Below are 18,290 nucleotides of genomic sequence, written 5' to 3'. Positions count from 1 at the left end.
TCCGGCACGCGCGCGCCCGACAATGCTGCCCATGCATCGCCTTGAACGCCCCCTGCGCCCGACGAACGGCACCGACGACGAAGAGGCCCCCGCGCGCGCGTCGCGCGGCATCCAGAGCGTCGAGGTCGGCGGCCAGCTGCTCAAGGCACTGGCACGCGCGGGCACCGCGCTGCCGCTCAAAGATCTGGCGCGCGCCGCGGGCATGACCCCCGCGAAGGCGCACCCGTATCTGGTGAGCTTCGGCAAGATCGGGCTGATCGAGCAGGACCCGGTGAGTGGCCACTACGGCCTCGGGCCGCTGGCGTTGCAGCTTGGCCTCATCGGCCTGCAGCAGGTCGACCCGGTACGGCTCTCGGTGGCGGAGCTGCCGGCGTTGGCGCAGGCGGTGGGCTGCACGGTGTCGGCCGCGGTGTGGGGGCCGGTGGGGCCGATCATCGTCCACGTGGAGCACGGCCCCACCCCGGTGCACGTGGCGATGCGGCACGGCACACCGGCGTCGCTGCGCCACACCGGCACGGGCAAGATCTTTGCCGCCTTCGCCCCCGCCGCGGCGGTGGCCGAGGCGCTCGCGCGCGAGGGCGAGGCCGACGCGCTGCGCGACGCGGCGTTCCGGCGCGAGCTGGAGGCGATCCGCCACGAGCGCCTCAGCCGCGTGCGCGACGAGCTGCTGCCCGGCATCAGCGCGATGGCGGTGCCGGTGTTCGACGGTTTCGGACGGCTGGCGCTGGCGATCGCCGCGATCGGGCCGAGCGCACTGCTCGACCTGGGAGCGGACAGCGCGCAGGCGGTGACACTGAAGGACACCGCGCAACGCCTGTCACAGCGGCTGGGCGCGCGCGGGGATTGATCGGGGCACACGCGCGGCCGAAGCACTCGCCGCGGTGCGCCCGCCTAGGCGCTGTCCGGCTCACGCCCCCGTGAAACACGGCGTGCGGCGTTCCGCGAACGCCCGTCGCCCCTCGGCAAAGTCGCGGCTCGCGTGCGTCGCCACTTCGCGCGCACGCCACTCGGCGGCGCGCTCCTCACTTAGGGCCAGCTCGGCCAGCGTGCGCTTCATCCCCTGCACGGCCAGCGGTGCGAGGGCCGCCAGCTGCGCCGCGCGCTCGGCCACCGCGGCGGGCAGCCGGTCGGGGGCGACCAGCGTGTCCACGAACCCCAGGGCGAGGAGCGCATCGGCCTGCAGCGTCTCGCCGGCCAGGAACAGGCGCCGCGTCGCTTGCAGGCCCAGCGTCGCCACCGCACGCCGCAGGCCACTCGTGTAGTAGTGCAGGCCCAGCGCCGCCGCCGGCACGCGCACCTGCATACCCTCCACCCCGAGGCGAAAGTCGCACGCCAGCGCCAGATCCGTCGCCCCGCCGTAGACGCTGCCGCTGAGCGCCGCGATCGTCACCGGCCGCGCGGCCGCCAGCGTATCCGCAGCGCGGGCAAAGGCGTCCACCGCGGCCCCGGCGTCGTCCCCAAAAGCCCCGAGGTGAAACCCGGCGCTGAACACCGGCGCCGTCGGCAGCACGTGCGCGGTCAGCACCAGCACACGCACGGCGGGGTCGGCGTCGGCCGCGGCGACGTGGCGCTGCAGGGTGCGCAGGTCGCCGTCGTCGAGGCGGTTGCGGTGCCGCGGGCGGTTGAGCGTGATGGTCGCCACGCCATCCGCGACCGCATACAGAGGGGGGGTGTCATCCGTCGACATGCCTGCAGTATGCCCTGCCCTATGGATCGACAAACAATGCAAGTCATCCGGCACACCGCATGGGCTACGGTGTGATGGCGATCGTGGAACCACGTGATCCGCCGCGGCGACGATGTGCTGTGCGAAGGGCGCGAGACGCGGGCGTTTTGCATCCGCCACCCGGACGACCCGGACCGCATCAAGGCGATCCCGATCCCCGTGGACATCCGCGCGCTGTGCGGAGGCTGAGGCGCTGGGACACTCCCATCAACTCACCGTCACCGCTGCTGCACGCCAGCGCCGCTGCCACGCGGCGTAGAGGCGGTCGGCCAGCCGGTAGCTGGCCGCCTGATGCCGGGCGGTCGCGGCACGCATCGCCTCGGGGGACTGCACCGTCTGCGGGTGCGCGTGCACCGCCCCCGGGTACACCGTGCCCGGATCGGCCAGCCACGCGTCGATCTTCAGCGGCGTGATCTCGATGTGAAACTGCATGCCGAGGTGCGGACCGACGGTGTACGCCTGCACCGCGCACGCCGGCGACGCCGCCAGCACCGTGGCGCCGGGCGGCAGTTCGACCACGCCGTCGTAGTGCCACTGATAGACGACCGGGTCACCGGCTTCCCCCAGCCACTCGCGGGCGGCCGCACTGCCATCGGGCGTGATCGGCAGCCAGCCGATTTCGGGCTGCGGCAAGCGCTGCACGCGCCCGCCCAGCGCCCGCGCCAGCAACTGCCCCCCCAGGCAGTGGCCGATCACCGGGATGCCCAGCGCGTCGGCCTCGCGGATCAGCGCCTCCGCGTGACGCAGCGAGGGGCGGTCGTCGTTCGCGCTCCACTCGCCGCCGAGCACGGCCAGCGCCCGGTAAGGCGCGACCGACGCCGGGTAGCGCTCGCCCGCCTCGGCGCAGAACACATCCCAGCGGGCGCCGACCATGTCCAGCCACGTCGCCAGGTAGCCGGGCGGATCTTCGACGGTGTGCTGTAGCACCAGCACGTCCCCGTGCGGCGCCGCGGCGTGCGGTGGTTGCGCGATCGTTGCCATGGGGCCCGATGGTAGCGGCGCGGCCGCCGGGCAACCGGCCATGGCAGTACCACTGCGCGCCCACTGCCCGGGGCCACCTGCCCGACCATCGACACACCGGCATTTCCCCCGGAAACCACCCCGAAAGCTTCGTGAGCGATCGCGACACCAGACGCCGCCGGGCGCGCGGAGGCCACGGCCCAGGCATCACGGTACGGCTAACATCCGTCCCATGAACGACGCCGTCCGCCCTGCCCTTTCGGCCCCCTCGATCGACGCGGCCGCCGACCTCCCGCCGGGTCGGCTGGATACGCGCTTCCTGGAGTCGCTGATCGGCTACAACGCCCGCCGCGCGGCCTTGACCATGATCGGGCACGCGCTGCAACGCCTGGCCCCGTACGGGCTGCGCGTGGTCGATTTTTCGGTGCTGACGGTGATCGCGCACAACCCCGGCGTCACCTCACGGCAGGTGTGTGCCGCGCTGGACATCCTGCCGCCCAACCTGGTGGGGCTGCTGCGCGGGCTCGAACAGCGGGGCTGGGTCGAAAAGCGCGAACACCCGACCGACCGACGCGCCCAGGGGTTGTACGTCACCCCCGCCGGCGCCGAGGTGCAGGCGCGCGCGCAGGCCGACATCGCAGCCGTCGAGCACGGCCCGCTGACGCACCTGGACGCCGACGAGCGCACCACGCTGATCCGCCTGCTGCGCAAGGTTTACCAGGGACCGCAGGCCTGACGTGTCCCCACGCGCGAGCGCACCGGCGGCGGTCAGCGCGCGGGCAGCGGGGCGTCGACGACGCACTGGCGCTGCTGCCCGAGCTGCGGGCTGCCGAGCGTCACGACATCCCCGGCGCGCAGGAACTGCGGCGGGCGCTGGCCCATGCCGACCCCGGGCGGCGTGCCGGTGAGGATCACATCGCCCGGCAGCAGCCGCATGAAGCGGCTCAGGTAGCTGACGATCTCCGCCACCCCGAACACCATCGTGCGCGTGCTGCCGCGCTGGCGCGGTGTGCCGTTGACGTCCAGCCACAGCTCGACGGCCTGCGGATCCGGCACCTCATCGGCGGTCACCAGCCACGGCCCCAACGGGCAATGCGTCGGGTAGCTCTTGCCCTTGATCCACTGCCCGTCCATCTCCAACTGGTGGGCGCGCTCCGACACATCGTTGGCCAGGCAGTACCCCGCCACGACATCGAGCGCGCGCTCGCGCGGCACGTGCCACGCAGGCTGGCCGATCACCACGGCGAGCTCGACCTCCCAGTCGAGCTTGGCAGCGCCCGGCGGCAGCCACACGTCGTCGTCGGGGCCGCTGATCGCCGCGGTGTGCTTGCTGAAGACGATCGGCTGCTTCGGCAGCGGCAGGCCGGCCTCCGCCGCGTGGTCGGCATAATTGAGGCCGATCGCGATGACGTTGCCGACCTCGCCGATGCAGGGGCCGAGCCGCTCGGCCGGATCGACCTCCGGCAGGCGGCTGGCGTCCAGCCGGGCGAGCCGGCGCAACGCATCCGGCCCGATGGTACCCGGCACCACGTCCACGATGATCCCGGTCAGATCGCGCCGCACGCCGTGCGCGTCGAGCAGGCCGGGGCGCTCGCTGCCCGGTGCCCCATGACGAAACAGTTTCATGGTCCGTGCTCCTCGTGCGGCGATTCTGGCATGTTTCGCCCGTACCGCCGCGCCGGGCCGACGCAACAGTTCCAGCGCCTTGAAAAGCGGCGCGACCGTCCCCACATGAGGGAGCGGTTTTTGATTTCGACGACCAACCCGACACGAACACCATGACGTCCCAAGACCCGAACGCATCGCCCACCGCAGAACCCACCCCTGCCGACGCCGCGCCCGCCGCCGATGCGGGCACGCCGGACCTGCACGCCGAGCTGGAGGCACTGCGTCAGCGCAACGCCGAGCTCAACGACCAGCTGCTGCGCGCGGTGGCGGACGCCGAGAACACCCGCCGGCGCGCGGAGGAGGAAATCGCCAAGGTGCGCAAGTTCGCGGTGGAGTCGTTCGCCGAGAGCCTGCTGCCCGTCGTCGACAGCCTGGAGGCGGGGCTGGCGGTGCAGGAGGCCACGCTGCAGCAGATCCGCGAAGGCGCCGAGGCCACGCTCAAGCAATTGCTCGCGGCGCTGTCGCGGCAGAAGATCACACCGATCGTGCCGGCGGCTGGTGACCGTTTCGACCCACACCTGCACCAGGCGATCAGCATGGTTCCGTCCGATCAGCCGGCCAACACCGTCGTGGCCACGCTGCAAAAGGGCTACCTGATGGCCGAGCGCGTGCTGCGCCCGGCGCTGGTCACGGTGGCCGCGCCGAAGTGAGCGCTGGGGCCGGGGCGAACGTGGCGCCCGCGAGGGCTTGAATCCGCCGGCGGCGCCCCCATCTCCCCAGGCAATCGGACATCCCCTACGATTCCCCCATTTTCAGGAGCTATACATGGGCAAGATCATTGGCATCGACCTGGGCACCACGAACTCGTGCGTCGCCGTCATGGAGGGCAACACCCCCAAGGTCATCGAAAACAGCGAAGGCGCGCGCACGACCCCCTCGATCGTCGCGTACATGGAAGACGGTGAAATCCTGGTCGGCGCCCCGGCCAAGCGCCAGGCGGTGACCAACCCGAAAAACACGTTGTTCGCCGTCAAGCGGCTCATCGGGCGCAAGTTCGAAGAAAAAGAGGTGCAAAAGGACATCGGCCTGATGCCCTACAAGATCGTGCGCGCCGACAACGGTGACGCCTGGGTCGAAGTGCGCGGCCAGAAGCTCGCGCCGCCGCAGGTCAGCGCCGAAGTGCTGCGCAAGATGAAAAAAACGGCCGAGGACTACCTCGGCGAGCCGGTGACGGAGGCCGTCATCACCGTGCCCGCGTATTTCAACGACGCGCAGCGCCAGGCCACCAAGGACGCTGGCCGCATCGCGGGGCTGGAGGTCAAGCGCATCATCAACGAGCCGACCGCCGCGGCGCTGGCGTTCGGGCTGGACAAGGGTGGCAAGGGTGACCGCAAGATCGCCGTCTATGACCTGGGCGGCGGCACCTTTGACATCTCGATCATCGAGATCGCCGACGTCGACGGCGAAAAGCAGTTCGAGGTGCTCTCGACCAACGGTGACACCTTCCTCGGTGGTGAGGACTTCGACCAGCGCATCATCGACTACATCATCACCGAGTTCAAGAAGGAGCAAGGCGTCGACCTGACCAAGGACGTGCTGGCGCTGCAGCGCCTGAAGGAAGCCGCCGAAAAGGCCAAGATCGAGCTGTCGTCGAGCCAGCAGACCGAGATCAACCTGCCCTACATCACGGCCGACGCGTCGGGCCCGAAGCACCTCAACATCAAGCTCACGCGGGCGAAGTTCGAGAGCCTTGTGGAGGACCTGATCGAGCGCACGATCGAGCCGTGCCGCATCGCGATCAAGGACGCCGGCATCAAAGTCAGCGACATCGACGACGTGATCCTGGTCGGCGGCCAGACGCGCATGCCCAAGGTGCAGGAAAAGGTCAAGGAATTCTTCGGCCGTGAACCGCGCAAGGACGTCAACCCCGACGAAGCGGTGGCGGTCGGTGCCGCCATCCAGGGCGCGGTGCTGTCGGGCGAGCGCACCGACGTGCTGCTGCTGGACGTGACGCCGCTGTCGCTGGGCATCGAGACGATGGGCGGGGTCATGACCAAGATGATCAAGAAGAACACCACGATCCCGACCAAGTACTCGCAGATCTTCTCGACCGCCGAGGACAACCAGCCTGCGGTGACGATCAAGGTCTACCAAGGCGAGCGCGACATCGCCGCGCACAACAAGCTGCTGGGCGAGTTCAACCTGGAGGGCATCCCGCCGGCGCCGCGCGGCGTGCCGCAGATCGAGGTGACGTTTGACATCGACGCCAACGGCATCCTGCACGTGTCGGCGCGCGACAAAGGCACCGGCAAGGAAAACAAGATCACCATCAAGGCCAACTCGGGTCTGACCGAGGAGGAAATCCAGCGCATGGTGAAAGACGCCGAGCTCAACGCCGCCGAAGACAAGAAAAAGGTCGAGCTGGTGCAGGCGCGCAACCAGGCCGACGCGCTGGTCAGCTCGGTGCGCAAGAGCCTCAAGGAGTACGGCGACAAGCTCGACGCCGCCGAGCGCGACAAGATCGAGGCGGCGATCAAGGACGTCGAGGACGCCGTCAAGGGCGACGACAAGGCCACCATCGAGGCCAAGACCGAAGCGCTGATGAGCGCCAGCCAGAAGCTGGGCGAAAAAATGTACGCCGACATGCAAGCCGGCCAAGGTGCTTCCAGCGCCCAGGCGGCTGGCGGTGGCGGCAGCGCCAAAGCCAGCGACGACGATGTCGTCGACGCCGAGGTCAAGGAGGTCAAGCGCGACTGATCGCGCCACGGCGCACGTGAACGCCCACCGCCGCGCCGGGTGGCCTGCTGCAGGCCCCGGCGCGGCTTTTGTCCACATCGACACCCTCTGTCCTGCCCATGGCCAAACGCGACTACTACGAGGTGCTGGGGGTACCCCGCAACGCCAGCGAAGACGACATCAAAAAGGCGTACCGCAAGCTGGCGATGAAATACCACCCGGACCGCAACCAGGGTGAGGCCGCCAAGGCCGCCGAAGAAAAGTTCAAGGAAGTCAAAGAGGCCTACGAGATCCTGTCGGACGCCGACAAGCGCGCCGCCTACGACCGCTACGGCCACGCGGGCGTGGACCCGAACATGCGCGCCGGCGGCGCCGACGGCTTTGCCGGCTTCTCCGAAGCCTTTGGCGACATCTTCGGCGATATCTTTGGCGCCCCCCGGGGGGCGCGCGGGCGCCAGGTGTACCGCGGGGCGGACCTGTCGTACGCGCTGGAAATCACGCTGGAAGAAGCCGCGCGCGGCAAGGAGACGCAGATCCGCGTCCCGAGCTGGGAGGACTGCGACACCTGCCACGGCACCGGCGCCAAACCCGGCACCAGCGCCAAGACCTGCCCAACCTGCCACGGCAACGGCGTCGTGCAGATGCGCCAGGGGTTCTTCAGCGTGCAGCAGACCTGCCCGCACTGCCACGGCAGCGGCAAGATCATCCCCGAGCCGTGCACCACCTGCCGCGGCGAGGGCAAGGTCAAGCGCCACAAGACGCTGGAGATCAAGATCCCCGCCGGCATCGACGACGGCATGCGCATCCGCTCCAGCGGCAACGGTGAGCCCGGCCGCAACGGCGGGCCGCCGGGCGACCTCTACATCGAGATCCGCATCCGGCGCCACGAGCTGTTCGAGCGCGACGGCGACGACCTGCACGTGCAGGTGCCGATCCCGATCACCACCGCGGCGCTGGGCGGCGAGGTCGAGATCCCGACGCTGGACGGGCAAAAGGCCGTCATCGACATCCCGGAAGGCACCCAGCACGGCAAGACCTTCCGCCTGCGCGGCCGTGGCATCAAGGGCGTGCGCTCCAGCTATCCCGGCGACCTGTACGCGCACATCGCGGTGGAGACCCCGGTCAAGCTCACCGAGCACCAGCGCCGGCTGCTGCGCGAGCTCGACGAGTCGTTCAAAAAAGGCGGCCACAAACACAGCCCCAACGAAAAGGGCTGGTTCGAGAAGGCGCGCGATTTTTTCTCGTGACCGGGCAGCGGGCCCGGACCCAGACGGCCGCGGCGCTGCGGCGACTGTTGCCGGGGCGCCGGTCGTGAGGGCCGGCGGCCCGCGGCGCACCCGTGCGCGTACATGGGCACGCCGACCGCCGACGGCGCAGCCGCTCGCGTCCCCCCACGCGATCCTCCGCTAGCATAGGCGCATGGACGTGCGCATTCAATTCCTCGGCGGCGCGGGCACCGTCACCGGCTCCAAATACCTGGTGCAGCACGGCAGCGACGCGCTGCTGGTCGATTGCGGCCTGTTCCAGGGCTACAAAACCCTGCGCCTGCGCAACCGCGCGCCGCTGCCGGTGGTGCCCGGCCAGGTCCGCGCCGTGGTGCTCACCCACGCGCACATCGACCACAGCGGCTACCTGCCCGTGCTCGTGCGCGAGGGCTTCCGCGGCAAGGTCTGGTGTACCCACGCCACGCGAGACCTGTGCGAAATCCTGCTGCCGGACGCGGCGCACCTGCAGGAGGAAGACGCCGCGTTCGCCAACCGGCACGGGTTCTCCAAGCACAGCCCTGCCCTGCCCCTCTACACTGCCGAGGACGCGGCGCGGGCGCTGCGACACCTGCGCGCGCAGCCGCTGTACCAGCCGTTCGAGCCCATCCCCGGCTGGCGCGTGCAGTTTTTCGGTGCCGGCCACATCCTCGGGGCGGCGTCCGTCCTCATCGAGGTGGGCGGGCGCCGGCTGCTCTTCTCGGGCGACCTCGGGCGCGCGGACGACCCGCTGATGTTTCCGCCCGACCCGCCCCCGGGCGCCGACGTCGTCGTGGTGGAGTCGACCTACGGCAACCGCCGCCACCCCGATGGTCACCTGATCGACGAAATCGCCCCGCTGCTGGCGCGTGTGGCGGCGCGCGGCGGCACCGCGGTCGTGCCGGTGTTCGCCGTCGGCCGGGCGCAGGCGATCCTGCACGCGATCGACGAGCTCAAGCGCCAGCAGCGCCTCCCGCGGTCGCTGCCGGTCTACCTCGACAGCCCGATGGCGATCCACGCCACCGCGCTGCTGGCGCACCACCTGGGCGAGCACCGGCTGAGCGCCGCCCAGGTGCAGCACATGACGCGCGGCGTGCAGGCCGCGAGCACGCCGGACGAATCGAAAGCCATCGCCCGCCACCACGGGCCCAAGGTGATCCTGGCCGGCAGCGGCATGGCCACCGGCGGGCGGGTGCTGCACCACCTCAAACTCTACCTGGGCGACCACCGGCACATGGTTATCCTGACCGGCTACCAGACGCCGGGCACGCGCGGCGACGCGCTGGCGCGCGGGGCCCCGACGGTGCGCATCCACGGACAGGACTGGGCCGTGGCGGCCGAAGTGGCGCAACTCACGACCGCGTCCGCGCATGCGGACGCGGACGGACTGCTGACCTGGCTGCGCGCGATCCCCGGCGAGCCGCGGCGCATCTTCGTCACGCACGGCGAGCCCGACGCCGCCGACGCGCTGCGCTGCCGCATCGAGCGCGAGCTACGACGCACCGCGCTGGTGCCGGAATACGGCGCGACGTGGGCGGTGTGACGGGCGGCTTCCCCGCTCAACCCACCCGCGGCGACTCCCGGCCCGTGACCTCGGCCAAGAAGCGCCACAGCGCCTCGTCCTCGCAGAATGCGACGTTGAAGCGCAACCACGGGCTGGGCGACAGATCGAGCCCGAACAAATGCCCCGGGCCGAGCAGGATGTCCTGCTCCGCCGCCTGATAGGCCACGGTGGTGGCGTTGTCGATGGCCGGGTGCCGCGCCCACAGGAACATCCCTGCGCCGGGCTGGGCAAATAACTCGAAGCCCTGGCGCTCCAGCCGCTCGGCCGTGCGCTGGTGCGCTTCCGCCAGCCGCTGGCGCAGCGCGCGCAGGTGCTTGCGCCAGCGCCCGTCGATCAGCGCGCCGTAGGCCAGCCGCTCGGCGAACTCCGACGACGTCAGGCCCGAGATCATCTTGAGCTGCGCCAGATCCTCCAGCACGTCCGGGTGCGCGGCGACGTAGCCCACGCGCAGGTTGGGCGAAATCGTCTTGGAAAAACTGCCGATGTGCACGACGCGCTGGAGCTGGTCCAGGCTCGCCAGCGACGGGCGCGGCTCGGGGTCGAGGTCGGCGTAGATGTCGTTTTCGACGACGTGCAACTGATGGCGCTCGGCGAGCTGTACCACCCGGTGCAGGTGGGACAGGTGTGCCACCGACCCGGTGGGGCTTTGCAGGCGCGGCTGCGTGAAAAAGACCTTGGGCCGGTGTTCCTGGATGCGCGCCTCCAGCGCGGCCAGATCCCACCCCTGCGGCGTGCGCGGCACCCCGATCAGCCGCGCACCCAGGAACCGCAGCGAAAACAGCAGGTTCGGATAGCCCGGCTCGTCCACCAGCACGGCCTCGCCGGGGCGCACCAGCCGGCGCGCCACGAGGTCCATCGCCTGGCTGGAACCATGCGTTAGCAGCACCTGGTCGCTGATCAGCGCGATCTCCTGCTCCGCCAGCAGGTCGCGCACCAGCTGCCGCAGCGGCGTGAAGCCTTTGGGCTCGCCGTAGCCGCCCAGGTCGATCGCCTCGGCCGCCAGCGCGCGCAGGCTGCGCTTGAGCCCGTCACCAAACAGCCAGTCGCTCGGCAGCCAGCCACAGCCGGGTTTGAGGCGCAGGTTGCGGTTCTCGAACACGCGCCGCAGGTACCACATCGAATCGAAGTGGTACTGCGGCCCGCTGCCGCTGGCCGTCTCCACCGCGTGCTCACGGCTGCGCACGAAAAACCCCGAGTGCGGGCGCGAGACGAAATAGCCCAGCGCCACCAGCCGGTCGTACGCGTCGACCACCGTGTAGACGCTGACCCCGTGCGCGTGGGCAAACTGCCGGATCGACGGTGCCTTGGCCCCGGGGCGCAGCACACCGCTGCGGATCAGCTCGCGAAAGCCATCGACGATCTGCAGCACCAGCGGCGTGGGGTGTTGGGGGTCGAGCGTGAACATCGGATGGGTCTGTATCGGACCCGCGGGCGATACAGTGCTTCGCGACCGCGGTCGTGGCTGTATATGGTAGCCCGGGATCCCCCTGGCTACAGTGCATGCCATGCAGCGCGCTGCCGCGTCGGCGGCGCCCGACCCCATCGGAGACCCCCCATGCACCGCGATCCCCAACTGTCCACCGCCGCCAAGACCAACGCCGCGCTGATGGCGCGCCGCCGGGCCGCGCTGCCCGCGGGCCTCGGCCAGACCTACGAGGTCTTCGCCGACCACGCCGAAGGCGCCGAAATCTGGGACGTCGAAGGCAAGCGCTACATCGACTTTGCCGGTGGCATCGCCGTGCTCAACACCGGCCACCGCCATCCCAAGATCGTCGAGGCCGTCAAGGCCCAGCTGGACAAGGTGCACCACACATGCTTCCAGGTGCTGGCCTACGAACCCTACGTCGAACTGGCCGAGCGCCTGATCGCCAAGGCGCCCGGCGACTTTGCCAAAAAGGCGTTTTTCCTCTCCACCGGCGCCGAGGCCGTGGAAAACGCGATCAAGATCGCGCGCGCGGCCACCCGGCGGCAGGCGGTCATCGCCTTCGGCGGCGGCTTCCACGGGCGCACGCTGCTGGGCATGGCGCTGACCGGCAAGGTGGCCCCGTACAAGGCGGGGTTTGGCCCCTTCCCGGCCGAGATCTACCACGCCGAGTACCCGAACGCGCTGCACGGGGTGAGCGTGGAAGACGCGCTGCGCAGCCTGCAGCACATCTTCAAATACGACGTCGAGCCCGAGCGCGTTGCCGCCATCATCCTCGAGCCGGTGCAGGGCGAAGGGGGCTTTTACGTCGCGCCGTTTGAGTTCGCGCGGGCGCTGCGCGAGATCTGCGACCGCCACGGCATCGTCTTCATCGCCGACGAGGTGCAGACCGGCGCGGGCCGCACCGGCACGTGGCTGGCCTGTGAGCAGTGGGGCGTGGCGCCGGACCTGATCACGATGGCCAAGAGCATGGCCGGGGGCTTTCCGATCTCGGCGGTCATCGGCAAGGCGGACATCATGGACGCCCCGCTGCCGGGGGGGCTGGGGGGCACCTACGCCGGCAACCCGCTGGCCTGCGCGGCGGCGCTGGCGGTGCTGGACGTGTTCGAGGAGGAGCGGCTGCTCGAGCGCTCGCGCGCCATTGGTGAGCGGCTGCGTGACGGGCTCACCGCGCTGATGCGCGAGCACCGCGAAATCCTCGACGTGCGCGGCCTCGGCGCCATGGTGGCGATCGAGCTGTTCGAGGACGGCGACATCAACCGCCCGGCAGCCGACCTCACCAAGCGCCTGTGTGCCGAGGCCCTCAAGCGCGGGTTGGTGCTGCTCTCGTGCGGCCTGTACGCCAACGTCATCCGCATCCTGATGCCGCTGACCGCCAGCGACGCGCTGCTGGACGAAGGGCTGGCCATCATCGGCGACGCGCTGCGCGCCGCGAAGGGATAATCCGGCAGGTTACGGCCACTCTGCAAGGCGCGGACGCCATCGCGCCGGCTCCACCACCGCATCAAACGGTGGGTGTCGGTGCCGAAGGAGGCGACGAAGGCAACCGAATCCGCGCTGCCTGCGCCACCTGCGCCAGCACACGCTGCAACTAGCCGCGCACGATCGTCTTGGGCAGACAATCGTCCATGCTCGCGGCTCAGCGGCGCTTGCGGTCTTCCGCGAAGACGTCGGCGATCGGCACGACGTTTGGCACGCGCGGCAACTTGCCCCCACGCCCCGCCGCCGATCCTGTGGTCAGAAGCCGTGGAACAGAAAATCCAGCGCCGCCGTGATGCTGTCCGCCCGATCCGACACATGGGCCAACGGTCGTCACAGCACGCGGCGCGGCACGGCCGCCATCTTCGGTGTTTCCAAGACGACCGCAACGCCGCCAACGTCGATCACCGGCATCAGGCGCTCCGGGGGAACGACACCGCCAAAGGCGCCTGGCCTCATCGAGCACATCCACACTCAAACTGAGGTTGACAGGTCGTTTGGCCGGTGCCGCGACATCAACGGGACGCGCGGAGCCGGTGCGCATTCGACGAGCGGACGACGCGGACGGCACGGACATAGTGATCGCCCTAGGAAATCTAGATGCGCGTTGTACGTGCGCATCCCTCATCCAAAATCGGAAGGGTCACCGCAGCTGGATCAGCCACGCCTTGAAGCGCGTGAGCGCCTCGCGCTCTGCCCCCTCGGGCTGCACGAGGTAATACGCCCGCTGTGCTTTGAGCGGGCGCGGACAGGCGACGACCAGCGCACCGCGGGTCAGTTCGTCCTGCACCAGCAGCGTGGGCATCAGCGCCACGCCCAGGCCCGCGATGGCGGCGGCGGCCTGCATCGAAAACAGCTCGTAGCGCGGCCCGGCCATTGCCTGCGGGGCGTCGACGCCCTGCGCGTCGAACCATTGCCGCCACGCCTCCGGCCGGGTGTTTTGCTGCAGCAGCGGCATGCGGGCCAGCGCCTCGGGGGTCACCGGTTGGCCGTCGGGCAGCAGGCGGGGGCTGCACACCGGCAGCACGTCCTCGTCCATCAGGTGGGTGGCGCGCGTACCCGCCCACTGTTGCACCTGTTGCGGCGTGCCGGCCCAGATTGCCGCGTCGATGCCGGTGTCGGCAAACAAAAAAGGACGCGTGCACGTCTCGAAGTGCACCAGCAGCCCGGGCTGCCGCGCGGCCAGGTCGGGCAGGCGCGGGATCAGCCAGCGCGCGGCGAACGTCGGCACCGCCGCGAGCGTCAGGCTGTCGCCCTGCCCGCGCCGGCCCATCACGTCCACCGCGTCGCGCTCCAGCGCGTCCAGCCGCTGCCGCACGTGGCGTGCGTAGTCGGCCCCCGCCGCGGTCAGCGCCATGCCGTGCGGCGTGCGTCGAAACAGCGCCACGCCCAAAAATGCCTCCAGCGCGGCCACCTGCCGTGACACCGCGCCCTGCGTCAGCGCCAGCTCCTGCGCCGCGCGCGTGAAGCTCTGGTGCCGCGCGGCCGCCTCAAAACACTGCAGCGCCTGGATGGAGGGCAAGCGACGGCGCATCGGTGGACTTCCGTGGTGGTGATATGCAATCGCATCATATCGCGTGCAGAAAATTTCGTTTGCTATCGCACGCTGGGCGCGACTACGATGGTGACGGTTGCGCTGCGTCCCGCCGGACGGGACGCAGCGCCCTCCCCCGTTACCCACAGGATGCCCCATGAGCCAGACCAAGATCGCCTTCGACTGGGCCGACCCGTTTTTCCTCGATGACCAACTGACGGCCGACGAGCGCGCCGTGCGCGACGCGGCCCGCGCTTACTGCCAGGAGCGGCTGCTGCCGCGCGTGCAGGAGGCGTTCCGCCACGAAAAGACCGACCGCGCCATCTTCAACGAAATGGGCTCGATCGGGTTGCTCGGCCCCACGATCCCCGAGCAGTACGGCGGCGCGGGCCTCAACTACGTCAGCTACGGACTGATCGCGCGTGAGGTCGAGCGTGTCGACAGCGGCTACCGCAGCATGATGAGCGTGCAGTCGTCGCTGGTGATGGTGCCGATCTATGAGTTCGGCACCGAGGCGCAAAAGCAAAAATACCTGCCGAAGCTGGCCACCGGCGAGTGGGTCGGGTGCTTTGGCCTGACGGAGCCGAACCACGGCTCCGACCCCGCCAGCATGGTCACCCGCGCGCGCAAGGTACCGGGCGGCTATTCGCTCAGCGGCGCCAAGATGTGGATCACCAACAGCCCGATCGCCGACGTGTTCGTCGTCTGGGCCAAGGACGACGAGGGCCAGATCCGCGGCTTCATCCTGGAAAAGGGCTGGAAGGGCCTGTCGGCGCCGGCCATCCACGGCAAGGTGGGGCTGCGCGCGTCCATTACCGGCGAAATCGTGATGGACGAGGTCTTTTGCCCCGAGGAAAACGCCTTCCCCGAGGTGCGCGGACTCAAGGGGCCGTTTACCTGCCTCAACAGCGCCCGCTACGGCATCGCCTGGGGCGCGCTGGGCGCGGCGGAAGACTGCTTCCACCGCGCGCGGCAGTACGTGCTGGACCGCCAGCAGTTCGGCCGGCCGCTCGCCGCCAACCAGCTGATCCAGAAAAAACTGGCGGACATGCTCACGGAAATCAGCCTGGGCCTGCAGGGCTGCCTGCGGCTGGGGCGGCTCAAGGATGAGGGCAAGGCGCCGGTAGAGCTGACCTCGGTCCTCAAGCGCAACAGCTGCGGCAAGGCGCTGGAGATCGCGCGGCTGGCGCGCGACATGATGGGCGGCAACGGCATCAGCGACGAGTATGGCGTCGCGCGCCACCTGGTCAACCTCGAGGTGGTCAACACCTACGAGGGCACGCACGACATCCACGCGCTGATCCTGGGCCGCGCCATCACGGGCATCGCGGCCTTCGCCAACTGAGACGCGGGCTGCGTGAGCCGGTCCGAAACCTCCGCGTAAAGGTGCAATAACCGTCCGGATCGCTCGCGCAGTCATCGAATCGGGATTCACTCGACCCAGCGGTGGTGCGGGCTGCACAGGCCCGTCCCAACTCTTGACCCAGCCATACCGAACGTCCTTATGCAGCAAGCGCATGTCACCCATACGGCGCCGACAGACGGGCAGGGCGAACCCTCTGCCCCCCCTGCACCCCGTCCGCTCGCCGGTGTGCGGGTGCTGGACCTGTCGCGCGTGCTGGCCGGCCCGTGGGCCAGCCAGATCCTGGCCGACTACGGCGCCGACGTCATCAAGGTCGAGCGCCCGGGCAGCGGCGACGACACCCGCGCCTGGGGTCCACCGTGGTGGCAACCCGCCGGGGGCCATGATGATGCCCGCGTGGCGGCGTATTTCGTCTGCGCCAACCGCGGCAAGCGATCGGTCGCAATCGACATCGCCTCCCCCACCGGGATCGAGCAGGTGCGCTCGCTCGCCCGCGAGGCCGACGTGCTGATCGAAAACTACAAGGTCGGGCAACTGGCCAAGTACGGGCTGGACGCGCGCAGCCTGCAGGCGCTCAACCCTCGGCTGATCTACTGCTCGATCACCGGGTACGGGCAAACCGGGCCGCTCGCGCACAAGGCGGGCTACGACTTTGCGATCCAGGCCGAAGGCGGGCTGATGAGCATCACCGGCGAGCCCGACGGCGAGCCGCAGAAGGTGGGCGTCGCGGTCGTGGACCTGATGACCGGCGTCTACGCCGCCACGGCCATCCTCGCCGCGCTGCACGAGCGCCAGCGCACCGGGCGCGGGCGCGTGCTGGACGTGGCACTGCTCGACGTGCAGGTGGCGATGCTCGCCAACCAGGCGAGCAACCAGCTCATCGGCCAGCGCACGCCGCGGCGCATGGGGAACGCCCACCCCAACATCGTGCCGTACCAGGCCTTCCCGACGCGCGACGGACACCTCGTACTGGCGGTGGGCAACGACGGGCAGTTCCAGCGTTTTTGCGAGGTCGCCGGCCATCCGGAGGTGGCGCGCGACGTGCGCTTTGCCACCAACCCGGCGCGCGTCGAGCACCGGGAGGCGCTGGTGGCGCAGATCGCCGCGTGGACGCGCACCCGCGACACGGCCGACTGGGTGCAGGCGCTGGACGCGGCCGGCGTGCCGTGCGCGCCCATCAACGACATCGCGCAGGTGATGCAGCACCCGCAGGTACAGGCACGCGGTCTGGTTGTGCCTGGTCAGTCCGACCGCCCGCCGATGGTCGCACACCCCGTGCTGTTTGACGGAATACGCCCGACAGCCGAGCGGCCACCGCCGAGTTTAAACAGCGATCCAGCGCAGTGGAGCTGAGTCTCTGCCGCCCACCAACGCACCGCGGTGGTGCCAAGCTGCACGGCTGCGGTGCGGGTTGACCGCCAAAGGACTTGGCCCGCACCATCAGGGTTTCCCTGTAGCGGATTCTTGAGCAGTACATGTTGGCTTGTGCAACGGTGAAACTGTATCGTTAGAGGGGTTATTTGGTCGGTAGATTCACACACCAGTGGCACTTGACAACGACGAATGACGACACAAGCCCCCCTGGTGACCTTCTGCGGCGTCCAGAAGACCTACGACGGCGAGCACCTCGTGGTGCGCGACCTGCACCTCGACATCGAAGCGGGCGAATTCCTCTCGCTGCTGGGCCCGTCGGGCTCGGGCAAGACCACGACATTGATGATGCTGGCGGGCTTCGAGACGCCCACCGCCGGCGAGATCCGGCTGCGGGGCCGCGACATCACCCACACGCCGCCGCACAAGCGGCATTTCGGGATGGTGTTCCAGAACTACGCGCTGTTTCCGCACATGACGGTGGCGGACAACATCGCCTACCCGCTGACGGTGCGCCGCGTGCCACGCGCCGAGCGCGAGGCCAAGGTGCGGCGTGCGCTGGACATGGTGCAGATGGGCCGCATGGCCGACCGCTACCCGGCGCAACTCTCCGGCGGCCAGCAGCAGCGCGTGGCGCTGGCGCGGGCGCTGGTGTTCGACCCGCAGCTCGTGCTGATGGATGAGCCGCTCGGCGCGCTCGACAAACAGCTGCGCGAGCACATGCAGCTCGAACTCAAGGCGCTGCACCGGCAGCTGGGCATCACGTTCGTCTACGTCACGCACGACCAGTCCGAAGCGCTGACCATGTCGGACCGCGTGGCGGTGTTCAATGAGGGCGTGATCCAGCAGATCGACCGCGTCGAGCGCCTCTACGAAACACCGGTCAACCGCTTCGTCGCATCTTTCGTGGGCGACAACACCGCGCTCGATGGACGCGTCGTCGAAGCCGCCGGGGACGACGTCGTCGTCACCCTCGGCGACGGCACCCGGCTGCGCGGCGTCAACGTCAACGGCGCCGCCGCGGGTGAGCCGGTGCAGTGCTGCATCCGGCCCGAGCGCATCGAGGTGCTGGAAGCCGCGGACGCACCACCGGGCGGCAACGTCATCGACGCCACGCTGGAGGACGTCATCTACTTCGGCGACCACCTGCGCCTGCGCTGCCGGCGCCGCGACGGGACCGAACTCATCGCCAAGCGGCCGCTGTCGCAGCGTCCCCACGCCCCCGGCGAGACGCTGCGACTGCACCTGCCCGCCCCCCACTTGCGCTGCTACCGATAACCCTCTC

Annotated in this window: 16 protein-coding genes and 1 pseudogene; 11 read left to right on the top strand and 6 right to left on the bottom strand. The window is 69.7% G+C overall.

The features are described 5' to 3' along the window. Nucleotides 1-31: 31 nt before the first annotated feature. On the top strand, nucleotides 32-847 hold the full coding sequence (locus LCC91_RS02910; protein ID WP_043703078.1) for an IclR family transcriptional regulator: 816 nt from the start codon (nucleotides 32-34) through the stop codon (nucleotides 845-847). Nucleotides 848-907: 60 nt separating this feature from the next. On the opposite strand, the gene LCC91_RS02905 is transcribed toward LCC91_RS02910, so the two are convergent. Then, the gene (locus LCC91_RS02905) at nucleotides 908-1,687 is read right to left on the bottom strand and encodes an enoyl-CoA hydratase/isomerase family protein (protein WP_043703076.1); all 780 of its coding nucleotides are present in this window, start codon (nucleotides 1,685-1,687) and stop codon (nucleotides 908-910) included. Between the two features lie 90 nt (nucleotides 1,688-1,777). On the opposite strand from LCC91_RS02905, the pseudogene LCC91_RS02900 reads away from it, so the two are divergent. Continuing rightward, a pseudogene (locus tag LCC91_RS02900) lies at nucleotides 1,778-1,915 on the top strand (acyl-CoA thioesterase); the annotation flags it as partial. Nucleotides 1,916-1,933: 18 nt separating this feature from the next. On the opposite strand, the gene LCC91_RS02895 reads toward LCC91_RS02900, so the two are convergent. Beyond that, nucleotides 1,934-2,707: a type 1 glutamine amidotransferase gene (locus LCC91_RS02895; RefSeq protein WP_052231740.1), complete on the bottom strand. Its 774-nt coding sequence runs from the start codon at nucleotides 2,705-2,707 to the stop codon at nucleotides 1,934-1,936. Between the two features lie 211 nt (nucleotides 2,708-2,918). Between LCC91_RS02895 and LCC91_RS02890 the strand changes: the two genes are divergently transcribed. Continuing rightward, nucleotides 2,919-3,422 carry a MarR family winged helix-turn-helix transcriptional regulator gene (locus LCC91_RS02890; protein ID WP_043703074.1) on the top strand — a complete coding sequence of 168 codons (504 nt, stop codon included), beginning with the start codon at nucleotides 2,919-2,921 and terminating at the stop codon, nucleotides 3,420-3,422. Between the two features lie 32 nt (nucleotides 3,423-3,454). Here LCC91_RS02890 and LCC91_RS02885 read toward each other — a convergent pair whose 3' ends face one another. Continuing rightward, nucleotides 3,455-4,312, bottom strand: a complete 858-nt coding sequence (locus LCC91_RS02885) for a fumarylacetoacetate hydrolase family protein (RefSeq protein WP_043703072.1) — start codon at nucleotides 4,310-4,312, stop codon at nucleotides 3,455-3,457. A gap of 152 nt (nucleotides 4,313-4,464) precedes the next feature. Between LCC91_RS02885 and grpE the strand changes: the two genes are divergently transcribed. The 4 genes from grpE to LCC91_RS02865 all read left to right on the top strand — a co-directional run bounded on the left by grpE (nucleotide 4,465) and on the right by LCC91_RS02865 (nucleotide 9,814). Continuing rightward, nucleotides 4,465-5,004, top strand: coding sequence for a nucleotide exchange factor GrpE (gene grpE, locus LCC91_RS02880; protein ID WP_043703071.1), 540 nt, complete (start codon nucleotides 4,465-4,467; stop codon nucleotides 5,002-5,004). A 115-nt stretch (nucleotides 5,005-5,119) separates the two neighbouring features. Continuing rightward, nucleotides 5,120-7,051: a molecular chaperone DnaK gene (gene dnaK / locus LCC91_RS02875; protein WP_143897809.1), complete on the top strand. Its 1,932-nt coding sequence runs from the start codon at nucleotides 5,120-5,122 to the stop codon at nucleotides 7,049-7,051. 98 nt (nucleotides 7,052-7,149) lie between these two features. Continuing rightward, nucleotides 7,150-8,277 (top strand): molecular chaperone DnaJ, encoded by a 1,128-nt coding sequence (gene dnaJ / locus LCC91_RS02870; protein WP_143897811.1) that lies wholly within the window; start codon nucleotides 7,150-7,152, stop codon nucleotides 8,275-8,277. A gap of 172 nt (nucleotides 8,278-8,449) precedes the next feature. Continuing rightward, entirely contained in the window at nucleotides 8,450-9,814 is a 1,365-nt protein-coding gene (locus LCC91_RS02865; RefSeq protein ID WP_043703065.1) for an MBL fold metallo-hydrolase, read from the top strand. Nucleotides 9,815-9,830: 16 nt separating this feature from the next. Here LCC91_RS02865 and LCC91_RS02860 read toward each other — a convergent pair whose 3' ends face one another. Beyond that, nucleotides 9,831-11,240 (bottom strand): aminotransferase-like domain-containing protein, encoded by a 1,410-nt coding sequence (locus LCC91_RS02860; RefSeq protein ID WP_043703063.1) that lies wholly within the window; start codon nucleotides 11,238-11,240, stop codon nucleotides 9,831-9,833. Between the two features lie 150 nt (nucleotides 11,241-11,390). On the opposite strand from LCC91_RS02860, the gene gabT reads away from it, so the two are divergent. Next, entirely contained in the window at nucleotides 11,391-12,701 is a 1,311-nt protein-coding gene (gabT, locus tag LCC91_RS02855) for a 4-aminobutyrate--2-oxoglutarate transaminase (RefSeq protein WP_043703061.1), read from the top strand. A 369-nt stretch (nucleotides 12,702-13,070) separates the two neighbouring features. On the opposite strand, the gene LCC91_RS02850 is transcribed toward gabT, so the two are convergent. Both LCC91_RS02850 and LCC91_RS02845 read right to left on the bottom strand, forming a co-directional pair. After that, entirely contained in the window at nucleotides 13,071-13,196 is a 126-nt protein-coding gene (locus LCC91_RS02850) for a CcdB family protein (RefSeq protein ID WP_221934153.1), read from the bottom strand. Nucleotides 13,197-13,380: 184 nt separating this feature from the next. Further along, on the bottom strand, nucleotides 13,381-14,271 hold the full coding sequence (locus LCC91_RS02845; RefSeq protein WP_058616289.1) for a LysR substrate-binding domain-containing protein: 891 nt from the start codon (nucleotides 14,269-14,271) through the stop codon (nucleotides 13,381-13,383). Between the two features lie 157 nt (nucleotides 14,272-14,428). On the opposite strand from LCC91_RS02845, the gene LCC91_RS02840 reads away from it, so the two are divergent. The 3 genes from LCC91_RS02840 to LCC91_RS02830 all read left to right on the top strand — a co-directional run bounded on the left by LCC91_RS02840 (nucleotide 14,429) and on the right by LCC91_RS02830 (nucleotide 18,283). Continuing rightward, nucleotides 14,429-15,616 (top strand): acyl-CoA dehydrogenase, encoded by a 1,188-nt coding sequence (locus LCC91_RS02840; RefSeq protein WP_058616288.1) that lies wholly within the window; start codon nucleotides 14,429-14,431, stop codon nucleotides 15,614-15,616. A gap of 159 nt (nucleotides 15,617-15,775) precedes the next feature. Next, entirely contained in the window at nucleotides 15,776-16,987 is a 1,212-nt protein-coding gene (locus LCC91_RS02835; RefSeq protein WP_082007696.1) for a CaiB/BaiF CoA transferase family protein, read from the top strand. A gap of 210 nt (nucleotides 16,988-17,197) precedes the next feature. Beyond that, the gene (locus tag LCC91_RS02830; RefSeq protein WP_043703056.1) at nucleotides 17,198-18,283 is read left to right on the top strand and encodes an ABC transporter ATP-binding protein; all 1,086 of its coding nucleotides are present in this window, start codon (nucleotides 17,198-17,200) and stop codon (nucleotides 18,281-18,283) included. The last annotated feature ends 7 nt before the right edge of the window (nucleotides 18,284-18,290 follow it).

The sequence above is a fragment of the Tepidimonas taiwanensis genome, from assembly GCF_020162115.1.
Taxonomy (GTDB): domain Bacteria; phylum Pseudomonadota; class Gammaproteobacteria; order Burkholderiales; family Burkholderiaceae_C; genus Tepidimonas; species Tepidimonas taiwanensis.
The sequence above is the reverse complement of the archived record's forward strand: the minus strand, read 5'-3'. Positions and strand labels throughout refer to the sequence as shown.